This is a genomic window from Streptomyces sp. JHA26, assembly GCF_002005565.1.
Classification (GTDB): domain Bacteria; phylum Actinomycetota; class Actinomycetes; order Streptomycetales; family Streptomycetaceae; genus Streptomyces.
On sequence record NZ_BDJC01000002.1, the window covers coordinates 93,490 to 113,897 of the forward strand.

Consider the following 20,408-nt stretch of genomic DNA (forward strand, 5'->3'; position numbering starts at 1 on the left):
CAACCTGTCGCGGAAAGCCCCCGACCCCATACAGGACGCCGATTCCGCTTCCGCATCGCGGACATCTACCCTCGGCCGCATGACTCCTCAGCCCAACCCCCAGGCCGGCGCCGCCGTGAAGGCCGCGGACCGTGCGCACGTCTTCCACTCCTGGTCCGCGCAGGAGCTCATCGACCCGCTCGCCGTCGCGGGCGCCGAAGGGTCGTACTTCTGGGACTACGACGGCAAGCGCTACCTCGACCTCGCCAGCGGGCTCGTCTTCACCAACATCGGCTACCAGCACCCCAAGGTCGTCGCCGCGATCCAGGAGCAGGCCGCGAGGATGACGACGTTCGCGCCCGCGTTCGCCGTCGAGGCGCGCTCGGAGGCGGCGCGGCTGATCGCCGAGCGGACGCCCGGCGACCTGGACAAGATCTTCTTCACCAACGGCGGCGCCGACGCCGTCGAGCACGCCCTGCGCATGGCCCGGCTGCACACCGGCCGCCCCAAGGTGCTCTCCGCCTACCGCTCGTACCACGGCGGCACCCAGCAGGCGGTCAACGTCACCGGCGACCCGCGCCGCTGGGCCTCCGACAGCGGCACGGCCGGGGTCGTGCACTTCTGGGCGCCGTTCCCGTACCGCTCGCGCTTCTACGCCGAGACCGAGGAGCAGGAGTGCGCGCGGGCGCTGGAGCACCTGGAGACGACGATCGCCTTCGAGGGGCCCGGCACGGTCGCCGCGGTCATCCTGGAGACGATCCCGGGCACCGCGGGGATCATGACGCCGCCGCCCGGCTACCTGGCCGGGGTCCGCGAGATCTGCGACAAGTACGGCATCGTCCTCGTCCTCGACGAGGTCATGGCCGGCTTCGGACGCACCGGCACCTGGTTCGCGGCCGACCTGTACGACGTCGTGCCCGACCTGATGACCTTCGCCAAGGGCGTGAACTCGGGCTACGTCCCGCTGGGCGGCGTCGCGATCTCCGCGAGGATCGCCGAGACGTTCGCCGAGCGCCCCTACCCCGGCGGACTGACCTACTCCGGGCACCCGCTGGCCTGCGCCGCCGCCGTCGCCACCATCGAGGTGATGGCGGAGGAGGGCATCGTGGAGCACGCGGCCCGGCTCGGCGCCGAGGTCGTCGAGCCCGCGCTGCGGGAGCTGGCCGAGCGGCACCCGAGCGTCGGCGAGGTGCGCGGCGTCGGCATGTTCTGGGCGCTGGAGCTGGTGAGGAACCGGGAGACCCGGGAGCCGCTGGTGCCGTACAACGCGACCGGGCGGGACAACACCCCGATGGCCGCCTTCGCCGCCTCCGCCAAGGCCCACGGCGTGTGGCCGTTCGTGAACATGAACCGGACGCACGTGGTGCCGCCGTGCAACATCGGTGAGGCCGAACTGAAGGAGGGCCTGGCGGCGCTGGACGCGGCACTGTCCGTGGCGGACGAGTACACGGAGTAGGCCCCGTCGGCCGACCGGACCCGGGGACGCCCCGGGCGCGTAAGGTGACGTGCTCGTACACGCCGACCAGGTGGACGAGCACGCCACCCGCACCCGACGAGGAGAACGCCCGACCATGCCCGGCCCCAACGGCGCCGTGACGCGCAGCACCCTGCGGCGCCAGATCGCCGACGCGCTCCGCGACGAGGTGCTGGCCGGACGGCTCCGGCCCGGGCAGGAGTTCACCGTCAAGGAGATCGCCGAGCAGTACGGGGTGTCCGCGACGCCCGTGCGCGAGGCGCTGGTCGACCTGTCCGCGCAGGGACTCCTCGACGCCGACCACCACCGCGGCTTCCGCGTGCACGAGTACTCCGTCGCCGACTTCCGCGGCATCGTCGAGGCCCGCAGCCTCGTCACCGACGGGATGTTCACCGCCCTCGCCGCGGACACCCGGGCGCTGCGGTTCCCCGACGGCCAGCGGCTCGCCGCCGCCCTCTCGGGGGTGCGGCGGCGCGGCGAGGAGGCCCAGCGCGCCGCCGCGGCCGGCGACCTCACCGTCCTCATCGGCTACGACCTGCGCTACTGGCGGGAACTGGCCCTCCTGTTCGGCAACCCCTACCTCTCCGACTTCCTGCACCGGCTGCGCGTGCAGAGCTGGGTGTGCACGGTGCAGCACCTGAGCGGGCTCAGCGACCTGCGCGGCGCCCTGTGGTCCGGGCACACCGAACTGGTCGACGCCCTCACCCGCCGCGACGTCGGGGCCTCCCGCGCGCTCGTCGACGCCTACAACGCCCACTCCCTCGCCCTGATCGAACGGCTCACCGGGGGGTGAGCGCGGGGCGTGCGGCGGACGGGGACCGGCCGAGGACGGGCGCCCGACGTGTCGTGGCCCGGCCCCAGATGGGTAAGGGACCTGCACGCGCCGCGCACCGCGCGCTGCGCACCGACTACGCTTCCCTGACCACCGTGCTGCGTGAGGAGCCCTCTTTTGGCCTGTGACCTGTGGCTGGTACCGCTCGTCGACATCCTGTGCCACACGCCGGACAACCCGTTCGCCGAGGAACTCGCGCAATACGACAAGGTGCTCGCCGCGGCCGGGCTTCCGCCGGTGCCGGTGTACCAGTACATGCCGGGCCTGTCCGGCGAGGTCGCCCCGGTCGCCGGTTTCGACTACGACGCGCTGCACTTCCTGCGCCGGGCGTACCTGCTCCAGGTGTGCGGGCTGCCGGTGACGCCGGTGGACGAACTCGGCGGTGACTACGAGCAGTTGCTGGAGATGTTCGAGGCGACGGCCCAGCAGTCGCACCTGGTCTGGCACTACGACCACGCGGGCGCCTACGTCCCGGTCGACTTCCCGCACCCGCTGTCGAGCGACGAACTCCTGGAGAACGGCGGCCCCCTGGGCTCCTCGCACACCCTCCTGCGGGAGTTGGAGGCCGTCGCCCCGGCCCTCGGCATCGACCCGGTCAACCCGCCGGCACCGCCGCAGACGCCGCTCGCCCCGACGGAGCTGGAGGAACCCGCCGCGGCGGCGCCGTACGATCCCAGTCCCTTCGCCCGTGAGCGCCACGTGTGGCTGGGGCTGCACGCGGCGGCGACCCGGAGCCTGGCGCAGGGGTCGATGATCGTCTTCAGCTGAGCGTCACCGCACCTGGGAGAGCCCCTTCTCCAGGTCCTCCATGGTCATCACCGGGGTCATCTCAACCTCGGCGTCGAACTGCGAGAAGAGGGGGTCGGCCGTGGCCGCGATCTGCGAGCTGTCCTGGAAGTCGAGGACGAACAGACAGGTCCGCCGGCCGCCGAACGGCCCGAAGTAGGCGGCCTCGGGGTGCAGCCGCTCCACGGTCTCCTTCATCAGCGCGGGCATTTTCCCGCTGCGCAGGGCCTCGTTCGCCTTCTGCGTGTCCAGCATCGCCTTGACCATCACGCGCATCGCTCTCACCTTCTTCTGGTCGACGCACGTGGAGGGACACCTTCAGGCTATGCCTGTGCACCGGCGCCCGCGCGGGGCGCCGGTGCACAGGACGGCGGGTCCGAGGTGTGTCCTCGGTGGCCTACAGGAACGAGTTGATCTCGATCGTCTCGTCCCGGCCCGGGCCCACGCCGATCGCGGAGATCGGGGCGCCGGACATCTCCTCCAGGGCCTTCACGTACGCCTGCGCGTTCTTCGGCAGCTCGGCGAAGGTCTTCGCCTTGCTGATGTCCTCGCTCCAGCCCGGCAGCATCTCGTAGACCGGCTTCGCGTGGTGGAAGTCGGACTGCGAGTACGGCAGCTCCTCGACGCGCTTGCCGTCGATCTCGTACGCCACGCAGACCGGGATCTGCTCCCAGCCGGTGAGGACGTCGAGCTTGGTGAGGAAGAAGTCGGTCAGGCCGTTCACGCGGGTGGCGTAGCGGGCGATGACCGCGTCGAACCAGCCGCAGCGGCGGTCGCGGCCGGTCGTCACGCCCCGCTCGCCGCCGATGCGGCGCAGCGCCTCGCCGTCCTCGTCGAACAGCTCGGTCGGGAACGGGCCGGCGCCGACGCGGGTCGTGTACGCCTTGAGGATGCCGATGACGCGGCTGATCTTCGTGGGGCCCACGCCGGCGCCGGTGCAGGCGCCGCCCGCGGTCGGGTTCGACGAGGTCACGAAGGGGTACGTGCCGTGGTCGATGTCGAGCAGCGTGCCCTGGCCGCCCTCGAAGAGGACCACCTTGTCGTCGTCGAGGGCCTGGTTGAGGACCAGGACGGTGTCGGCGACGTACGGCGCGAGCTTGTCCGCGTAGCCCAGCAGCTCCTCGACGACCTGGCCGGTGGCGATGGCGCGCCGGTTGTAGAGCTTGGTGAGCATCTGGTTCTTGACGTCGAGCGCCGCCTCGACCTTCTGGGTGAGGATCGACTCGTCGTACAGGTCCTGGACGCGGATGCCGACGCGGTTGATCTTGTCGGCGTAGGTCGGGCCGATGCCGCGTCCGGTGGTGCCGATCTTGCGCTTGCCGAGGAAGCGTTCCGTCACCTTGTCGACGGTCACGTTGTACGGCGTGATGATGTGCGCGTTACCGCTGATCAGGAGCTTGGACGTGTCGACGCCTCGCTCGTTCAGCCCATTCAGCTCGGAGAACAGGACCGACGGGTCGACGACGACGCCGTTACCGATGACCGGCGTGCAGCCGGGAGACAGGATTCCGGAAGGGAGCAGGTGGAGGGCGTACTTCTGGTCGCCCACGACTACCGTGTGGCCGGCGTTGTTGCCGCCCTGGTAGCGCACCACATAGTCGACGGATCCACCGAGCAGGTCCGTCGCCTTTCCCTTGCCTTCGTCACCCCACTGAGCACCGAGCAGCACAAGTGCGGGCACGCGCGTACACCCCTTCCGGGCGGGGCATGTCCATGGTCGAGGGCGTACGCGGAGGTCTCCGCCGCGTGCACCGCGACCGTCGTTGGCCGCCAACCGTCGGACCGGATGCCCCGGAATAGACGAAGCCCCTGGCGCAATAGCGCAAGGGGCTCTTGCACAAAGATGCTACCCGAGGAAGCGAGGCATGGCCGAGGTGGCGACTTCCGCACGATCGTCCGCGAGATCGTCCGCGACACCCGATCAGCTTCTGGTGGTCGTGGATCCGGTCGCCCGCCGGGCGGACGGCGAGTCCGTCCGGATCGCGAAGGACGTGCTCCGCGCGGGTGCGGCGCACATGAAGGTGTGCCTGCCGGAGGACGCCGAGGAGTTCGCGCGGGCGCTGCGGCGGCGGGGTTCGCGGCGCCCCGTCGTGATCGGCGACGACCGTGCGCTGCTGCGGGCCGTCGCGCTGCTGCACCGGCAGCGGGAGCTGGCGGGGTGTGCGCTGTCGGCGGTGCCGGTGGGGCCGGTGCTCGGTCTCGCCCGGTCGCTCGGGCTGCCGACGGGCGCGGTGGCGGCGGCACGGGCGGTGCTGGACGGGACGGTGCGGCGGCTGGACCTGCTCGTCGACGACAGCGACGGGGTGGTGCTGGGCGAGGTGGGCATCCCGCCGGTCACGGCGCGCGAGGACGCGGACGCGGACGCCGGGGGCGGGGCGCACGCGGCGGGCCGGCCCTGGCTGCGGACCTGCCAGTCCCTGGTCCGGACGCTGGCTCCGGCACGGCCGGCCCGGATCACCGCCGGTCCCGGCGCGTCCGGTCCGGCCCGGCTGCGGGTGGAGGTCGACGGGGTGACGCTGGTGGACCTCGACCGGCCGGTCGACGCGGTGTCGGTCCTGCCGGGCTCCGGCGGGCTGGCCGAGGTGGAGGTGCGGCCGGTCCCGGTGGGCGCGGAGGCGTCGCCGCTGAGGGCGGTGGGGCGGACGGTGACCGTGTCGGGGGCGCACTACCGCTACCGGGCCGACGCGGTGGTGTCGGGACCGGTGCGGACCCGGACGTGGGTGGCCCGGGAGGGGGCGTGGGGGCTGACGCTGCCTACGGGGTAGGGCTGGGGCCTGTCGTTCGGATCAGGGGGCCTTGAAACCGGCGGTGTTCGGCGGGCGCGCTGGCCTGGCGGTTGCAGCGGGGCGGCGTCCTCGGCTGGAGCGTCGGCTTCCTCCTCGCCGGGGTCGTCTACGGCTCGATGACGGAGGGCGCGGCCGATCTGGTCGGGGACAACGAACAGGCCCGCGCGATCATCGAGCGGATGGGCGGGCAGGCCGGGATCACCGACGCGTTCGTGTCGGCGATGGTCGGGATGCTCGGGCTGATCGCCGCACTGTACGTGGTGGCGTCGGTACTGCGGCTCGGCGGCGAGGAGACGTCCGGGAGGGCGGAGCCGGTGCTCGCGGGCGCCGTGGGCCGGCTGCGGTGGGCCGCCGGGCACCTGGTGATCGCCTTCGGTGGATCGGTCCTCATCATGCTGCTCGCCGGGCTCGGTTTCGCCGCCGGGTACGGCAGGGACGCCGGGGTGATCCTGGGCGCGTGTCTCGTGCAGGTGCCCGCGGTGTGGGTGATCGGCGGCGTGGCGGTCCTGCTGCACGGGCTGCTGCCCCGGGCCGCGGTGGCCGCGTGGGCCGTCGCGGGCGCGGTGCTGCTGCTGGGGTGGGTCGGGCCGGCGCTGGACGTGCCGCAGACCGTCCTGGACGTGTCCCCGTACGGGCACCTGCCGAAGCTGCCGGGCGGGGCGATGAGCTGGTCGCCGGTGCTGGTGCTGCTGCTCGTCGCGGCGGTGCTGGTCGGGACGGGGCTGGCGGGACTGCGGCGGCGGGACATGACGACGTGACGGTTCGGCGGCGTGACGACGTGACGGTCTGGCGGCGTGGCGGTCCGGCGGCCTGGCGGTCCGGCGGTCTGAGGCGCAACCGGTGGTCGGGGTGGGGGCGTCCGGACAGGTATGCGTCGGGATGCGGTGGCGGGTGGTGGGTGTGCGGTCTCGTTGGCCGGGGCCGTGGGTGCGGTGGTCGTGTGGGGGCAGACCGCACGCACCCAGCGGCACCTGGGCAACGAGTTCGAGAACAACGGGCAGGACTTCGGTGCCGTGCTCACCGAGCTGCCGTTCGTCTTCCTCGCCGGGGCCGTCGTGCCCGCCGTGCTCTGGGGGCTCGGCGCCTGGCTGCTGGGACGGCGGCGCCTACGGCGGGAGTCGGCGCGGGCCTCAGAGCTCCACTCGTAGCCCCGTCAGTCCGCGCATCACGAAGTTCGGCCGGCGTTCCGGCTCCGCCGCCAGGCGCAGGTCCGGTGCCCGCTCCAGCAGGGCCGTCATGGACGCCGCCAGTTCGATGCGGGCCAGCGGGGCGCCGATGCAGTAGTGGATGCCGGCGCTGAACGAGATGTGGGGGTTGTCCCGGCGGGCCAGGTCGAGGCGGTCCGGGGCGGTGAAGACGGCCGGGTCGTGGTTGGCGGAACCGAACAGCATCGCGATCTCCGCGCCGCGCGGGATCACCGTCCCGTCGATCTCGACGTCGTCCAGCACCCAGCGTTCGAAGAGCTGGAGCGGGGTGTCGTAGCGCAGCAGCTCCTCCACGGCGGAGGGGACCAGGGAGTGGTCCGCGCGCAGGGCCACCAGCTGGTCCGGGTTGCGGAACAGGGCCAGCCAGCCGTTGACCGTCGCGTTCACCGTGGCCTCGTGGCCCGCGTTCAGGAGCAGGACGCAGGTCGAGATCATCTCCTGCTCGGTGAGGCGGTCGTCGTCCTCGTCGTGGGCCGCGATCAGCCCCGAGATCAGGTCGTCGCCCGGCTCCTCGCGGCGGGCGGCGATCAGTGCGCGCAGGTACTCCGAGAAGTCCAGGGACGCCCGGACCGCCTTCGCCGCCGTCTCCTCGGACGGGTTCAGCTCGTACATGCCGCAGATGTCCGCCGACCAGGGGCGCAGGGGGGCGCGGTCGGACTCCGGGATGCCCAGCATCTCGGCGATCACCGCGACCGGCAGCGGTTCGGCCAGGTCCGTCAGCAGGTCGCCGCCGCCCGCCGCGACCAGCCGGGCCACCAGGTCGTCCGCCAGGTCGTGCACGTAGGGCCGCAGCCGCTCCACCGTGCGCGGGGTGAACGCCTTCGACACCAGGCGCCGGATCCGGGTGTGGTCCGGCGGCTCCAGGTCGAGCATGCCGTGGTCGTTGAGCGTGTGGAACGGCTCGTGCTCCGGCGGGGGCGGGGTGCGGCCGAAGTCCTCGTGGGTGAACCGGTGTTGGTAGGTGCGGCCCAGGCGGCGGTCGCGCAGCAGCGCCGAGACGTCCGCGTGGTGCGGGACCAGCCACTGGTCGGTGGGCTCGTAGTAGTGCACGCGGCCCCGGGCCCGCAGCTCGGCGAAGGCGGGGTAGGGGTCGGCGACGAACGCCGGGTCCCACGGGTCGAAGGCTGCCATGGCCGGACGCTAGCGCGAGAGCACCGGCACTGACCAGGGGCCGCCGGCCGGCCCGCCGGTCAGCCCGGCGTCACCAGCCGGGCCTCGTAGGCGAAGACCGCCGCCTGGGTGCGGTCGCGCAGGCCCAGCTTGACCAGGATGCGGCTGACGTGGGTCTTGACGGTGGACTCGGCCACGAACAGGCGCTCGGCCATCTCCGCGTTGGACAGGCCCTGGGCGATCAGGACCAGCACCTCCGTCTCCCGCTCCGTGAGGTCGCCGTAGGCCGCCTGGGCCGAGGGCATCAGACGGGGGCCGTCGGACAGCTTGGAGAACTCCGTGATCAGGCGCTTGGTGACCGAGGGGGCGAGGAGCGCCTCACCGGCGGCCACCACCCGCACGCCGTCGGCGAGCTGACGGGCGGAGGCGTCCTTGAGGAGGAAGCCGGAGGCGCCCGCGCGCAGCGCCTGGTACACGTACTCGTCCAGGTCGAAGGTGGTCAGGACGAGCACCTTCGCCGCGCCGTCCGCGGCGATGATCCGCCGGGTCGCCTCGATGCCGTTCAACTCGGGCATGCGGATGTCCATCAGGACCACGTCCGGGGCGAGTTCGCGGACCTTCTCGACCGCCTCCCGGCCGTTGACGGCCTCGCCGACGACCTCGATGTCCGGCATCGCGTTCAACAGGACCGAGAAGCCCTCGCGCACCATCATCTGGTCGTCGGCGATCAGGACCCGGATGGTCATGCTTCCCCTTCGGTCTGCACGGTGACCGGCAGGAACACCGCCACCTCGTACCCTCCGTCGTCGGCCGGGCCCGCCGTCATCTCGCCGTCGAGCATCGACACCCGCTCCCGCATGCCCGTGATGCCGTGCCCCGCGCCGGGCGAGGGCTTGACCAGGGACGGTTCGGGCATCGGGCCGTTGACGACTCTCAGGCCCAGACCGCCCAGGACGTAGGAGACCTCGACGCGGGCGCTCGCGCCGGGCGCGTGCCGCAGGGTGTTGCTCAGCGCCTCCTGCACGATGCGGTACGCCGACAGCTCCACGCCGGGCGGCAGCTCGCGCACCGCGCCGGTCACCGCCTTGTCCACGGTCAGGCCCGCGTCGCGCACGTTGGCGAGCAACGCGTCCAGGTCGGCGAGCGTGGGCTGCGGGGCGTCGGGCGCCTCGTGGTCCTCGGCGCGGACGACACCGAGGACGCGGCGCAGCTCGGTCAGCGCCGCCACCGCGTTCTCCCGGATGGTGGCGAAGGCCCGCTCCAGCTCCTCCGGCGGATTCTCCACCCGGTACGGCGCGGCCTCGGCCTGGATGGCGACCACCGACATGTGGTGGGCGACCACGTCGTGCAGCTCGCGGGCGATGGTGGTGCGCTCCTCCAGCAGGGTGCGCCGGGACCGCTCGTGCGCGGTGACCGTCCGCTGCGCGGTCACCTCCTGCCGGGCCTCGCGGCGGACGTGCCGGACCGCGACCATCAGCAGGGCCAGGGCGGAGAGGAACAGCATGGGCGCGGAGGTGTTGTACTCGCCGTCGCCGATCACGGTCTCCGTGAAGAGCGCGTAGGCCGCCGTGAGGACCCACATCCAGGCTGCCGTGCGGGGCCGGGTGCGTATGGCCACGATCACCAGCACCGCCAGGTGGCAGACGAAGACGCCGGGCTGCCACGGCCACTCCCTCAGGCTGCCGTCCAGCAACGCCACCAGCGGTGTCGCCGCCATCGACATCCAGAAGGCGCCGACCGGCCGGACCAGCGTGGCCAGCACCGGTGCCGCGCACATCAGCCCGCTCAGCAGGGCCGGCGGACCGCCCATGGTGCCCGCGCCGGCGGAGCCGGCGAACAGCGCGATCACGGCGAGGGCCACCACGACCGCGTGCGGCAGGCGGGCGGCGTACCGCTGCGGCTTGCCGGAGAGCCGACGGGTCAGCGGGCCGTCCGTCGCCATCGGCGGCAGCGGACGGTAGGCGAAGGCGTCGTGGAACAGGTCCCGGCGCAGTCCGCCCAGGGCGTCCATGGCCAGCCGGAACTCCGGGCTGCGCGTGCCGCCGCTGCTCCCGGAGGGGGCGGTCCGCGTCTGAGTCGTCTCGGTCACCCTGGCAACGGTAGGCGCAGCCGGGGTCGCGGTCGTCACCAGTGAGAGGGGTCCTGCGGTGTCCGTCTCAAGTACTACGGCCCCTGGAATTCGCCTCAGTACCCGGAGGGCCGCACCAGCCCCGACTCGTACGCGAACACCGCCGCCTGCGTCCGGTCCCTGAGCCCCAGCTTCACCAGGATCCGGCCCACGTGGGTCTTCACCGTCTGCTCGGCGACGACCAGCCGCGTGGCGATCTCCGCGTTCGACAGGCCCTGCGCGATCAGGGCCAGCACCTCCGTCTCCCGCTCGGTGAGACCCGCGACCCGTTCCTTCAGCGGGGCCCGGGGTGGTTCGCGCAGCCGGGAGAACTCGGTGAGCAGCCGCCGGGTGATGCCCGGTGCGAGCAGCGCGTCGCCGGCCGCCACCACCCGGACCGCATCGGCGAGCTGGTCGGCGGAGGCGTCCTTCAGCAGGAACCCGGACGCGCCGGCCCGCAGCGCCTCGTACACGTACTCGTCCAGGTCGAAGGTGGTCAGCACCAGGACTCTGATCTCCGGGGTCGCCCCGGTGATCCGCCGGGTGGCCTCGATGCCGCCCAGCTCGGGCATGCGGATGTCCATCAGGACGACGTCCGGCGTGAGTTCGGCGACCTTGGCCACGGCGTCCAGTCCGTCGACGGCCTGCCCGACCACCTCGATGTCGGGCTGGATGTTGAGCAGCACGGTGAAGCCCTGCCGGACCATCTGCTGGTCGTCGGCGATCAGTACGCGGATCACACGGCCGTCGCTGCCGGTCGTCATGGGGTGTCGTCCTCGGTGGAATGGCGGATGGGCTCGTGGGCGGAGTCGGACGTCGCGTCGGGCACGGGCCGGTCGGGGCCGCTGTCCGTCGGCAGGAACGCCGACACCCGGTAGCCGCCGTCCGGCAGCCGCTCCGCCCTCAGGGTGCCGTCGAGCATCGCCACCCGCTCCCGCATGCCGAGCAGCCCGTGCCCCGCCCCCTGCGACGGCGCCGGGGCCCGCGTGGGCCGGGTGTTGGAGACGTCGACGCGCAGCCCGATCGGGAGGTGCGTGAGCTGGACCCGGGCGCTCGCGCCGGGCGCGTGCCGCAGGACGTTGCTGAGCGCCTCCTGCACGATCCGGTACGCCGACAGCTCCACGCCGGGCGGCAGCGGCCGACGTCGGCCGCTGTGCTCGACGGTCACGGTCAGTCCGGCGGCCCGGGTGTTCTCCACCAGCGCGTCGAGCCGGTCGAGCGTGGGCTGCGGGGCGTGCGGGGCGGTGCCGCCGCGGTCGGGTGCCGCCCCCGGGACGTCGGGGGCCTCGGAGCGCAGCACGCCGAGGACGCGGCGCAGTTCGGTCAGCGCTTCCAGCGCGTTCTCCCGGATGCCCTCGAGGTTCTCCTTCAGCTCGTCCGAAGGGTTCTCCACGAGGTGGGGGGCGACCTGGGCCTGGATGGATATGACCGACATGTGGTGGGCGACGACGTCGTGCAGCTCGCGCGCGATGCGGCTGCGCTCCTCCAGGAGGGTGCGCCGGGCGCGTTCCTCGGCGGTGAGCGAGGTCTGCTCCGCGAGTTGGGTCCGGGCCTCGCGGCGGCCGCGCAGGGCGATGCCGAGCACGACGACCACCGCGAACAGGACGACGGCGACCTGGCCGGTCGGCTGGTAGTTGCGCGCACCGACCAGGCCCTGGACGACGTAGGTGACGAGCACCGTGAAACCCAGTGCCTCCAGCGACACCCGGGTGCGGACCCGCAGGGCGAGCAGGAGCAGGACGAACAGGTGCGCGATGAGTCCGGCCACCGTCCAGGGCCAGGTGAACTTGTACCCGTCGTCCATCACGGCGCGCACCGCCGTCGCCCCCACCAGCATGGCGGCCAGGGACAGCCACCACGCCGGGACCGGCCGCCACAGGGCGAGGACCATCGCGCCGCTGTGGCCGAGCGCGATCAGGAAGGCGAACTCTCCGTCGAGTCCGCCGTTGTCGCCGAGCTGGGCCGCGTCGCCGAGCAGCACGCCCAACGCGGCCAGCCAGACGATCCCGTGCGGCAGCCAGCGCAGCCATGTGGACGGCGGCAGCGGATCCGCCCGCGCGGTCCACAGGTCGTCGCGCAGCGTCCCCCACCAGCGCGTGCCGGCCGCGCGCTTGCTCCCCCGTGGCATCACGCCGCCCAGCCTAGACATGCCGCGCCCCCTTCGTCGTCGCCCGGGGCCGCGGGTGGTGCCCGCGGACGACCCGTGGGCGGCGGTGGCCGCCGCCGCGCTCGAAACCGTGGAACGCCGCCCAGCACACGCCCAGGAACAGGGCGAACACCGGAAGCCAGACGAGCCGGGCCGCGACCCAGTCCGGTCCGTCGGGGAGCGTGTGCAGTCCGGGCAGCCGACCCGCGAGGAGACCGGTGACGGTCGTGGCCATCATCGCCGTCTGGTGCCACAGGAAGATCGTCATCGCGAAGAGGTTCACCAGCGCCACCGCCGCCCAGGCCACCGGCCGCCGCAGCGCACGGCGCAGCCGCTCCCGCAGCAGCAGGGCGAGCCCGCACTGGGCCAGGCCGAAGGTGACGGCGGCCAGCGTCGGCGGGTCGAGGTTCGAGACGGGGGCGCCGGGGACACCGACCATGGACGCCGGGTAGCCCGCCCAGGCGACGAGCGCCGCGGTCGCCGCCGTACCCCCGGCGAACAGGGCCCAGCCCACCCCGCGGTGCTCCAGCTCGCCCCGTGTCCAGGCGGCGCCGAGGGTGTAGGGCACGGCCCAGCCCGCGGCGAGATCGATCCAGCCCAGCCAGGACGGACCGCCGAGCCCGAAGCGCAGCAGATCGACGTGGAGGACGACGGCCAGCGGCCACAGCGGGTGCAGCCGGGCCAGCAGCGGCGTCGCCGCGGTCAGCGCGGCGAAGACCAGCAGGAACCACAGCGGGGACAGGGCCAGCTTGACCAGCGTGCGGACGGTCCCGTGGTCGGCGCCGGTCAGGAACAGCAGGACCGCGATCACCGCCCACAGGGCGAGGACGGCCACGACCGGCCGGAACAGCCGGCCCAGCCGGGCGGCCAGCCACCGCCGGTACGGTGTGCCCCGGTCGCGGGCCGCGGCCCAGCCACGGGTGGCCACGTGCCCGCCGACCAGGAAGAACACCGCGAGGGTCTGGAAGGCCCAGGAGACCGGGGCCAGCCGGGGCATGTGCTGCAGAGGGCTGGCGGTGTGCAGGCCGCCGCCGTCGGAGACCAGGGCCGTCACCAGCCAGTGGCCGAGGACGACGCCGAGGATGGCGAGGGCGCGCAGCGCGTCGACCGCGCGGTCCCTGGAGGCGGGCGTCGCCGCGTCGATCCGGGCGGCGGCGGCACGCAGCGCGCCGCGCGGGTGCGCCGGGGTCACGTCAGTCACGGGTCACCTCCGTGGTCCCGCCCAGGACGGTCTCGCCCAGGACGATCCGGGCCAGGTTCGTCAGGGAGCGGGAGCCGGCGTCGAAGTAGTCGCTGTGGCCGCCGTCGCCGGCGTCGAAGACCCGGGCGCCGAAGGCCGGGGAGACCGGGTCGGTGCCGAAGCCGACGGTCGTGCCGAACAGTCCGGCGCTGACGTGCGGGACGTGCTCCACCCAGTCGTCGGCGCCCCGCGCCGCCCAGACCCGGGCGTCCGTGCGCAGGCCCGCGGCGGAGTCGGCGCCGGTGCCGGGGCTGCCGACCAGGGCGATGTCGGCGACGTCCAGGCCGGCGGCGGCACGGGCGCAGACGACCGAGCCGTAGGAGTGGCACAGGAGGGTCACCTGCGCGTGGGGGCGGAGGACGCCGCGCAGGTCGTCGACCAGGCCGCGCAGTTTCGGGGCGGCTTCGTCGGCGCGGCCGGTCGTGGCGACCGTGGTGCTGACGGTGCCGGGCGTCCGGTAGCCGAGCCAGGCCACGACCGCCGTACGGGTGCCGTCCGGTGCCTGCGTGCGGAGCTGCCGGTGCAGGGCGAGGGCGGCGGCGCGGAACCGGCCGTAGGTGTCGAGGCCGGTGTCGGAGCCGGGGACCAGGACGGCGACGCGGTCGGCGTGGGCCAGGTCGCCGAGGACCTCCGTGGCCAGGCCGGCGCCCCGGCCGTCGAAGGCGAGCAGCTGCCGGGACGGATCGGCCAGGGAGCGGTCCGCCGCCGCGCGGTGGCGGTCGCCGTGGGCGTCGGCCATCCGGGCCGCCTCGGCGGCGTTGGCCCGGTTGGCGGCGTAGGTGGCCGCCAGCGTGTCCGCCGTCGGGGCGGCGAGCACCGCGGGAGGCGGGGCGGGGATCTCGGGCTGTGCGGCGGCGGAGAGGGGGAACGCCACGGCACCGGCCACGAGTGCCGCCAGCGCGGCCCTGCGGCCCCTCCCCACGCGCCGCCGCGGACGTACCGCCGTACCGGACGCCGTACCCGACCCCATGACCGCTCCCCTCCCGCGCACCCGCTCATCGGGCTCGCCTGGGACGGAAGTTATGAATCGGAAGGGGTAGTCGGCGTCCCGCCGGAGAGCTCATTCGCGACGTAGCTCTCAGGTACTACGGGTCTGACATGACGCCCGCCGGAAAGACCGGAGAAGACCGGGGAGCCCGGAGGAGCACCACCGCGAAAACCCCTCACCACGCCAGCTGGGCGATCTCCTCCGCCACCACCGCGCACGCGTCCGCCGCCGGGTCGATCAGCGGGAAGTGACCGACGTCCTCCAGCAGTGTCACGCCCACCATCTCACCGGCCCTCGCCGCCGCGTCGGCGTACGCCTCGACAACCGCCTGCGGCACGTCCACGTCGGCGCGGCCCTGGACGACGGTGGTCGCGATGCCGGTGGGCAGCAGCAGGGCCGGGTCGGCGTACGGCCGGCGCTCGGCGTAGTGCTCCTCGCCGCCCAGGAGTTGCCGCGCCGCTCCCCCGCACACGTCCAGCTTCCCGGCGACCTCGAAGTCGGCGATCGGGGCGAGGGCGACCACGCCGCGCAGGGACGGCGGGCGGTCGAGGCGCCACGGCGCGTCGGCCGGCAGCACGTGCCGGGCCGCCGCCCACAGGGCTAGGTGGCCGCCCGCCGAGTGACCGGTGAGCACCGTGCGGCGCGCGTCGGCCCCCGGCAGGTGCCGCCCGGCCAGCGCGGGCAGGGCGTCCAGCGCGGCGGCCACGTCGTCGAAGGTGTCGGGCCAGCGCCCCGCGACCAGGTCGTCGCCCGCGCCGCCCCGCACACCGTCCCCCGCCCCGTCCCGCGCGCCGCGCCGGTACTCCACGCTGGCCACGGCGAAGCCCCGGCCGGCCAGGAACCGGGCGAACGGGCTGACATGGCGCCGGTCGTACGGAGCCCGCCACGCGCCTCCGTGCAGGACCACCACGACGGGCGCGGGCACACCCGGCCCGCCGCCCGCACCGCGCGGGACGTAGAAGTCGATCACCTGGTCGGGGTGGTCGCCGTACGCGGCGGTGCTGTCGGGCTCGACGGCCGGGTGCGAGAAGGCCGACCTCTCCTCCGCGGCGTTCCGCGCGGCAGCGGTGCCCGGTTCTGCGGCGGCGTCCGGCATGCTCCAACCTCTCAGCGACGAAACGGTGTTGGCGGACCAGGGGAAGACGATCGGCCGTCGGCGGGACGTTATCAGGCCGGTGACGTGCGCGGACACGGGGATGTCACGCTGGGTGAGCTGCGGCGCCGGGCCGGACCGGTCTGGTCCGAGCCGGACCGGCACCGCCCTCACCCGGCCCCGTCCGTCAGGCCGTCGACACCGCCCCCTCCGCCGGCCCCTCCGCGAGCACCTCCGCGAGCACCCGCGCCGCCCGCTCCACGTCCGCGAAGCCGACGTACAGCGGGGTGAAGCCGAAGCGCAGCACGTCGGGGGCGCGGAAGTCGCCCACCACCCCGCGCGCGATCAGCCGCCGCATGACGTCGCCCGCGTCGGGGGCCCCTCCCGCTCGAGCGGATCCGAGAGCGGGGGGACAGCGCAGCGCCACCTGGCTGCCCCGCTCGGCGTGCGCGACCGGCGTCACGGACTCGACCCGCCCCTCGGGCACGTACTCCCCGACGCAGCGCAGGAAGAAGTCCGTCAGCGCGAGGGACTTGGCGCGCACCGCATCGATCGACACCCCGTCCCACACGTCGAGGGACGCCTCCAGGGCGAGCATGGACAGGATGTCCGGCGTGCCGACCCGGCCGCGCACCGCACCGGAGGCCGGGGCGTAACCGGGCCGCATGCCGAAGGGCTCGGCGTGCGAGTTCCAGCCGGGCAGCGGGGAGTCGAAGCGGTCCTGGAGGTCGCGGCGCACGTACAGGAACGCGGGCGAACCGGGGCCGCCGTTGAGGTACTTGTAGGTGCAGCCGACCGCCAGGTCGACGCCGTGCTCGTCCAGCCCGACCGGCAGGGCGCCCGCGCTGTGGCACAGGTCCCACACCACGTACGCCCCGGCCGCGTGCACGGCGGCCGTGAGCCCGGGCAGGTCGTGCAGCCGGCCGGTGCGGTAGTCGACGTGGTTGAGCAGGACGGCGGCGGTGCGCTCGCCCAGCGCCGACGGCACCTCGGCCGGGACGACGGCCCGCAGCGTGCACCCGGTCATCCGGGCCGCGGACTCGGCGACGTACCCGTCCGTGGGGAAGGTGGTGGCGTCGACGAGGATCTCGTCCCGGCCGGGAGCGTCCCCGCCCGCCATGCGGACGGCCGCGACGACCGCCTTGAAGACGTTGACGCTGGTGGAGTCGCCCACGACGATCTGCCCCGGGGCCGCGCCGACCAGCGGGGCGATCCGGTCGCCGACCCGCTCGGGCGCCGTCCACCAGCCGCTCTCGTCCCAGGACCGGATGCGCAGCTCGCCCCACTGGCGCCGCACGACGTCCGCGACGCGGTCGGGGACGTGCGCCGGGAGGGCGCCCAGCGAGTTTCCGTCGAGATAGGTCACGTCGTCGAGGACGAACCGCTCGCGCACCGCGGCCAGCGCGTCGGCGGCGTCCAGTTCCTCGGCGACGCTCATCAGCTCAGACATAGGACCGCGCCGTCCACAGCTCGGGAAAGACGTTTCCGCGGGCGCGCTTCTCCAGCCAGGCCACCCCGGCGGAGCCGCCGGTGCCGGTCTTGGCGCCCATCGCGCGGCGGGTGGCGACCAGGTGGTCGTTGCGCCACCGCCACACCAGCTCGGCGACGTCGGTGAGGGCCTCGCCGAGGCGGGCCAGCTCCCCGTTCTGGTCGCCGGAGTAGACGGCCGTCCAGGCGGCCTCCACCTCGGGCGACGCCTCGTACTTCCGGGTGACGTCCCGCCGGAGCACGGCGTCCGGGATGTCGTACCCGCGCCGGGCGAGGAGCCGGACGACCTCGTCGTACAGGCTCGGCTCGTGCAGCGCCTTCTCCAGTTCCGCGTGGACGCGCGGGGCGCCGCGGTGCGGGACGAGCATGGACGCGGACTTCTCGCCGAGCAGGAACTCCAGGCGGCGGTACATGGCCGACTGGAAGCCGGAGCCCTCGCCGAGGGCGCCCCGGTAGGAGTTGAACTGGGCGGGCGTGAGGCCCGCGAGCGGCGTCCAGGAGGCGTTCAGCGCCTCCAGCTCCCGCACCGAGCGCTTGAGCGCGTCGGTCGCCACCGGGATCCGGTCCTCGCGCAGGGCGCGGGCCGCGGTCTCCCACTCGTGGACGATGACGGTGAACCACAGCTCCATGACCTGGGTGGTGACCAGGAAGACCATCTCTCCGGGATCGTCGGAGAGGGTGTGCTGGAGGTGGGTGAGCACGTCCGCCTTGACGTAGTCCTCGTACGGCGTGCTGCCCTCGAAGTCGAGATTCGGGGCGTCGTGGGACATTTCTGTCTCCTGATGGCACTACGGGTAGCGGTCCGCCCTGCCGTTACCGGCACGGGGCCCCGGTCCCCGACGGCATCCTCCGCAATGCTGCCAGGAAATCGCAAGACCCGCCCGTCGCGGGCCCCGCGTGCGGCGCTCGCGCTCCCCCTCGCGGGCGTCCCGGACGCCCGTCCCCGAGTGGCAGACTGCTTCCATGACGACGCACAAGAACCTGCTCGGCGGCCCGGATCCGACGTACCTGCCCGAGAACGAGGAGGCGAACCGCCTCCTCGGCGAGGAGTCCCTGCCGCCGGCCGAAGTGGCGGCGAAGGACCCCACGTTCTCGCTCGCCTGGGCGATGCTCGCCGACGACGCCTTCGCGGCGGGGCGCGTGATCGAGTCGTACGCGTACGCCCGCACCGGCTACCACCGCGGTCTGGACGCGCTGCGCCGGGCCGGGTGGAAGGGACACGGGCCCATCCCCTGGGACCACCAGGCCAACCGCGGGTTCCTGCGCTGCCTCGCCGCCCTCGCCCGCGCCGCCGGCGCGATCGGCGAGAAGGACGAGACGGAGCGGTGCTGGCAGTTCCTGAAGGACAGCAGCGCCGAGGCGTACGACGAGCTGAAGCGCTGACGAGCACGTGCGAGGGCCCGGCACCCCTGGGGTGCCGGGCCCGTCGTGCGCTTCGCGGCCTTACTTGATCTTCTGGCCCGCCGAGCGCAGGTGGCCGCAGGCCTCGACGACGCGCGCGGCCATGCCGGCCTCGGCCAGCTTGCCCCAGGTGCGCGGGTCGTAGGTCTTCTTGTTGCCGACCTCGCCGTCGACCTTCAGGACGCCGTCGTAGTTGCTGAACATGTGGGCGACGACCGGACGCGTGAAGGCGTACTGGGTGTCGGTGTCGATGTTCATCTTGACCACGCCGTTCTCCAGCGCGGTCGCGATCTCCTCGGCGGTGGAGCCGGAGCCGCCGTGGAAGACGAAGTTGAACGGCTTGCTGCCGGCCGGCTGGCCGTACTTGGCGGCGACGCCCTCGTTCAGCTCCTTGAGCAGCTCGGGACGGAGCACCACGTTGCCCGGCTTGTAGACGCCGTGCACGTTGCCGAAGGACGCGGCGAGCAGGTAGCGGCCCTTCTCGCCCAGGCCCAGGGCCTCGACGGTGCGGACCGCGTCGTCGACGGTGGTGTAGAGGGAGTCGTTGATCTCGTGGGAGACGCCGTCCTCCTCGCCGCCGGTCGGGGTGATCTCGACCTCGAGGATGATCTTGGCGGCGCGGGCGCGCTCCAGCAGCTCCTGCGCGATGGCGAGGTTGTCGGACAGGGTCTCGGCGGAGCCGTCCCACATGTGCGACTGGAACAGCGGGTTGCGGCCGGCCTTGACGCGCTCCTCGGAGACCGCGAGCAGCGGACGCACGTACCCGTCGAGCTTGTCCTTCGGGCAGTGGTCCGTGTGCAGCGCGACGGTGACGTCGTACTTCTCGGCGACGATGTGCGCGAACTCGGCGAGGGCGACGGCGCCGGTCACCATGTCCTTGTTGTGCTGGCCGCCCAGGAACTCGGCGCCGCCGGTGGAGATCTGGACGATGCCGTCGCTCTCCGCCTCCGCGAAGCCGCGCAGGGCGGCGTGCAGCGTCTGGGAAGAGGTCACGTTGATGGCCGGGTAGGCGAACTTTCCTGCCTTCGCCCGGTCCAGCATCTCGTTGTAGACCTCGGGAGTTGCGATGGGCATCTGTCCGCTCCTTGTATGTGCGGGTGGGCGTGTTGGTGCTTATGGCCCTGACCTAGGACTGGGGGGCGACGTCATCGTCGGCCCCATCCTTCCAGACGAAGCGGGAATACCCGAGTGGACCCCGGCCCCGTCTCGGCCCCTGGTATCAGTCCAGGCCCAGCTCGTCCTTGGCGTAGGCGTACCGGTACGGCACCCCCGCGCCCTCCTGGATCTTCTCGGCGGCGCCCGTCGCCCGGTCGACGATCGTCGCCACGGCCACGACCTCGGCGCCGGCCTCGCGCACGGCCTCGACGGCGGTGAGCGGGGAGCCGCCGGTGGTGGAGGTGTCCTCGACGACGAGGACGCGGCGGCCCTTGATGTCCGGGCCCTCGACGCGGCGCTGCAGACCGTGCGCCTTGGCGGCCTTGCGGACGACGAACGCGTCCAGGCGCCTGCCGCGCGCGGCGGCGGCGTGCAGCATGCTCGCGGCGACCGGGTCGGCGCCCATGGTCAGCCCGCCGACCGCGTCGAACTCCAGGTCGTCGGTCAGGTCCAGCAGCACCTGTCCGACCAGCGGCGCGGCCTCGCCGTCCAGGGTGATGCGGCGCAGGTCGACGTAGTAGTCGGCCTCGAGACCCGAGGAGAGGGTCACCTTGCCGTGCACCACGGCCTTGTCCTTGATCTGCTGCAGCAGCGCGCCGCGTACGTCCGTCATGCGCA

The 20,408-nt window shown here is 73.4% G+C and carries 20 protein-coding genes and 1 pseudogene; 7 read left to right on the forward strand and 14 right to left on the reverse strand.

Features of this window, described 5'->3' with window-relative positions; genetic code table 11:
• The first annotated feature begins 79 nt into the window (after positions 1 to 79).
• From JHAT_RS01755 to JHAT_RS01765, 3 genes are all read left to right on the forward strand, one after another.
• Positions 80 to 1,435 (forward strand): aspartate aminotransferase family protein, encoded by a 1,356-nt coding sequence (locus tag JHAT_RS01755; protein ID WP_077796212.1) that lies wholly within the window; start codon positions 80 to 82, stop codon positions 1,433 to 1,435.
• A 115-nt stretch (positions 1,436 to 1,550) separates the two neighbouring features.
• Positions 1,551 to 2,246, forward strand: a complete 696-nt coding sequence (locus tag JHAT_RS01760; RefSeq protein ID WP_077796346.1) for a GntR family transcriptional regulator — start codon at positions 1,551 to 1,553, stop codon at positions 2,244 to 2,246.
• Between the two features lie 156 nt (positions 2,247 to 2,402).
• Positions 2,403 to 3,053: a hypothetical protein gene (locus JHAT_RS01765; RefSeq protein WP_077796213.1), complete on the forward strand. Its 651-nt coding sequence runs from the start codon at positions 2,403 to 2,405 to the stop codon at positions 3,051 to 3,053.
• A 3-nt stretch (positions 3,054 to 3,056) separates the two neighbouring features.
• On the opposite strand, the gene JHAT_RS01770 is transcribed toward JHAT_RS01765, so the two are convergent.
• The gene (locus tag JHAT_RS01770; RefSeq protein ID WP_077796214.1) at positions 3,057 to 3,347 is read right to left on the reverse strand and encodes a DUF3303 family protein; all 291 of its coding nucleotides are present in this window, start codon (positions 3,345 to 3,347) and stop codon (positions 3,057 to 3,059) included.
• 121 nt (positions 3,348 to 3,468) lie between these two features.
• Positions 3,469 to 4,752, reverse strand: a complete 1,284-nt coding sequence (locus JHAT_RS01775) for an adenylosuccinate synthase (protein ID WP_077796215.1) — start codon at positions 4,750 to 4,752, stop codon at positions 3,469 to 3,471.
• A 184-nt stretch (positions 4,753 to 4,936) separates the two neighbouring features.
• Here JHAT_RS01775 and JHAT_RS01780 point away from each other — a divergent pair, with 184 nt between their 5' ends.
• The 3 genes and pseudogenes from JHAT_RS01780 (at position 4,937) to JHAT_RS01790 (ending at position 7,005) form a co-directional block, all read left to right on the forward strand.
• Positions 4,937 to 5,836 carry a diacylglycerol kinase family protein gene (locus tag JHAT_RS01780; RefSeq protein ID WP_077796216.1) on the forward strand — a complete coding sequence of 300 codons (900 nt, stop codon included), beginning with the start codon at positions 4,937 to 4,939 and terminating at the stop codon, positions 5,834 to 5,836.
• Positions 5,837 to 5,883: 47 nt separating this feature from the next.
• Positions 5,884 to 6,615 (forward strand): annotated as a pseudogene (locus tag JHAT_RS01785) (ABC transporter permease); the annotation flags it as partial.
• Positions 6,616 to 6,780: 165 nt separating this feature from the next.
• Complete coding sequence (locus tag JHAT_RS01790) at positions 6,781 to 7,005, forward strand: hypothetical protein (protein WP_253195369.1); 225 nt, start codon at positions 6,781 to 6,783, stop codon at positions 7,003 to 7,005.
• Here JHAT_RS01790 and JHAT_RS01795 read toward each other — a convergent pair.
• From JHAT_RS01795 to JHAT_RS01840, 10 genes are all read right to left on the reverse strand, one after another.
• A complete protein-coding gene (locus tag JHAT_RS01795; RefSeq protein WP_077796218.1) occupies positions 6,988 to 8,193 on the reverse strand; it encodes a cytochrome P450 in 1,206 nt (401 codons plus the stop codon). The genes JHAT_RS01790 and JHAT_RS01795 overlap by 18 nt on opposite strands.
• A gap of 59 nt (positions 8,194 to 8,252) precedes the next feature.
• Positions 8,253 to 8,918 carry a response regulator transcription factor gene (locus JHAT_RS01800; RefSeq protein ID WP_077796219.1) on the reverse strand — a complete coding sequence of 222 codons (666 nt, stop codon included), beginning with the start codon at positions 8,916 to 8,918 and terminating at the stop codon, positions 8,253 to 8,255.
• Positions 8,915 to 10,300 (reverse strand): histidine kinase, encoded by a 1,386-nt coding sequence (locus tag JHAT_RS01805; RefSeq protein WP_077796220.1) that lies wholly within the window; start codon positions 10,298 to 10,300, stop codon positions 8,915 to 8,917. Before JHAT_RS01805 ends, JHAT_RS01800 begins: the two co-directional genes overlap by 4 nt.
• 56 nt (positions 10,301 to 10,356) lie before the next feature.
• On the reverse strand, positions 10,357 to 11,043 hold the full coding sequence (locus JHAT_RS01810; RefSeq protein ID WP_077796221.1) for a response regulator transcription factor: 687 nt from the start codon (positions 11,041 to 11,043) through the stop codon (positions 10,357 to 10,359).
• Positions 11,040 to 12,428: a sensor histidine kinase gene (locus tag JHAT_RS01815; RefSeq protein ID WP_077796222.1), complete on the reverse strand. Its 1,389-nt coding sequence runs from the start codon at positions 12,426 to 12,428 to the stop codon at positions 11,040 to 11,042. The genes JHAT_RS01810 and JHAT_RS01815 overlap by 4 nt, the downstream gene beginning before the upstream one ends.
• On the reverse strand, positions 12,421 to 13,626 hold the full coding sequence (locus JHAT_RS01820) for an acyltransferase (protein WP_077796223.1): 1,206 nt from the start codon (positions 13,624 to 13,626) through the stop codon (positions 12,421 to 12,423). The genes JHAT_RS01815 and JHAT_RS01820 overlap by 8 nt, the downstream gene beginning before the upstream one ends.
• Positions 13,619 to 14,635 (reverse strand): alpha/beta hydrolase, encoded by a 1,017-nt coding sequence (locus JHAT_RS01825; protein WP_077796224.1) that lies wholly within the window; start codon positions 14,633 to 14,635, stop codon positions 13,619 to 13,621. The genes JHAT_RS01820 and JHAT_RS01825 overlap by 8 nt, the downstream gene beginning before the upstream one ends.
• 193 nt (positions 14,636 to 14,828) lie before the next feature.
• Positions 14,829 to 15,749, reverse strand: coding sequence for an alpha/beta hydrolase (locus tag JHAT_RS01830; protein ID WP_077796225.1), 921 nt, complete (start codon positions 15,747 to 15,749; stop codon positions 14,829 to 14,831).
• Between the two features lie 184 nt (positions 15,750 to 15,933).
• Entirely contained in the window at positions 15,934 to 17,196 is a 1,263-nt protein-coding gene (kynU, locus tag JHAT_RS01835; protein ID WP_077796226.1) for a kynureninase, read from the reverse strand.
• On the reverse strand, positions 17,189 to 18,004 hold the full coding sequence (locus tag JHAT_RS01840; RefSeq protein ID WP_077796227.1) for a tryptophan 2,3-dioxygenase: 816 nt from the start codon (positions 18,002 to 18,004) through the stop codon (positions 17,189 to 17,191). The genes kynU and JHAT_RS01840 overlap by 8 nt, the downstream gene beginning before the upstream one ends.
• Before the next feature lie 193 nt (positions 18,005 to 18,197).
• On the opposite strand from JHAT_RS01840, the gene JHAT_RS01845 reads away from it, so the two are divergent.
• On the forward strand, positions 18,198 to 18,617 hold the full coding sequence (locus tag JHAT_RS01845) for a DUF3151 domain-containing protein (protein WP_077796228.1): 420 nt from the start codon (positions 18,198 to 18,200) through the stop codon (positions 18,615 to 18,617).
• A 60-nt stretch (positions 18,618 to 18,677) separates the two neighbouring features.
• On the opposite strand, the gene fbaA is transcribed toward JHAT_RS01845, so the two are convergent.
• Both fbaA and pyrE read right to left on the reverse strand, forming a co-directional pair.
• Positions 18,678 to 19,709 carry a class II fructose-bisphosphate aldolase gene (gene fbaA / locus JHAT_RS01850; protein ID WP_077796229.1) on the reverse strand — a complete coding sequence of 344 codons (1,032 nt, stop codon included), beginning with the start codon at positions 19,707 to 19,709 and terminating at the stop codon, positions 18,678 to 18,680.
• A 145-nt stretch (positions 19,710 to 19,854) separates the two neighbouring features.
• Positions 19,855 to 20,403, reverse strand: coding sequence for an orotate phosphoribosyltransferase (gene pyrE, locus JHAT_RS01855; RefSeq protein WP_077796230.1), 549 nt, complete (start codon positions 20,401 to 20,403; stop codon positions 19,855 to 19,857).
• Between the last annotated feature and the right edge of the window lie 5 nt (positions 20,404 to 20,408).

Bases quoted from the DNA above. Each gene is read 5' to 3' on its own strand.
- JHAT_RS01830 (WP_077796225.1), bottom strand. From the start codon at position 15,749: ATGCCGGACGCCGCCGCAGAACCGGGCACCGCTGCCGCGCGGAACGCC.
- kynU (WP_077796226.1), bottom strand. From the start codon at position 17,196: ATGTCTGAGCTGATGAGCGTCGCCGAGGAACTGGACGCCGCCGACGCG.
- JHAT_RS01810 (WP_077796221.1), bottom strand. From the start codon at position 11,043: ATGACGACCGGCAGCGACGGCCGTGTGATCCGCGTACTGATCGCCGAC.
- pyrE (WP_077796230.1), bottom strand. From the start codon at position 20,403: ATGACGGACGTACGCGGCGCGCTGCTGCAGCAGATCAAGGACAAGGCC.
- fbaA (WP_077796229.1), bottom strand. From the start codon at position 19,709: ATGCCCATCGCAACTCCCGAGGTCTACAACGAGATGCTGGACCGGGCG.
- JHAT_RS01845 (WP_077796228.1), top strand. From the start codon at position 18,198: ATGACGACGCACAAGAACCTGCTCGGCGGCCCGGATCCGACGTACCTG.
- JHAT_RS01800 (WP_077796219.1), bottom strand. From the start codon at position 8,918: ATGACCATCCGGGTCCTGATCGCCGACGACCAGATGATGGTGCGCGAG.
- JHAT_RS01760 (WP_077796346.1), top strand. From the start codon at position 1,551: ATGCCCGGCCCCAACGGCGCCGTGACGCGCAGCACCCTGCGGCGCCAG.
- JHAT_RS01815 (WP_077796222.1), bottom strand. From the start codon at position 12,428: ATGTCTAGGCTGGGCGGCGTGATGCCACGGGGGAGCAAGCGCGCGGCC.
- JHAT_RS01795 (WP_077796218.1), bottom strand. From the start codon at position 8,193: ATGGCAGCCTTCGACCCGTGGGACCCGGCGTTCGTCGCCGACCCCTAC.
- JHAT_RS01825 (WP_077796224.1), bottom strand. From the start codon at position 14,635: ATGGGGTCGGGTACGGCGTCCGGTACGGCGGTACGTCCGCGGCGGCGC.
- JHAT_RS01755 (WP_077796212.1), top strand. From the start codon at position 80: ATGACTCCTCAGCCCAACCCCCAGGCCGGCGCCGCCGTGAAGGCCGCG.
- JHAT_RS01840 (WP_077796227.1), bottom strand. From the start codon at position 18,004: ATGTCCCACGACGCCCCGAATCTCGACTTCGAGGGCAGCACGCCGTAC.
- JHAT_RS01770 (WP_077796214.1), bottom strand. From the start codon at position 3,347: ATGCGCGTGATGGTCAAGGCGATGCTGGACACGCAGAAGGCGAACGAG.
- JHAT_RS01780 (WP_077796216.1), top strand. From the start codon at position 4,937: ATGGCCGAGGTGGCGACTTCCGCACGATCGTCCGCGAGATCGTCCGCG.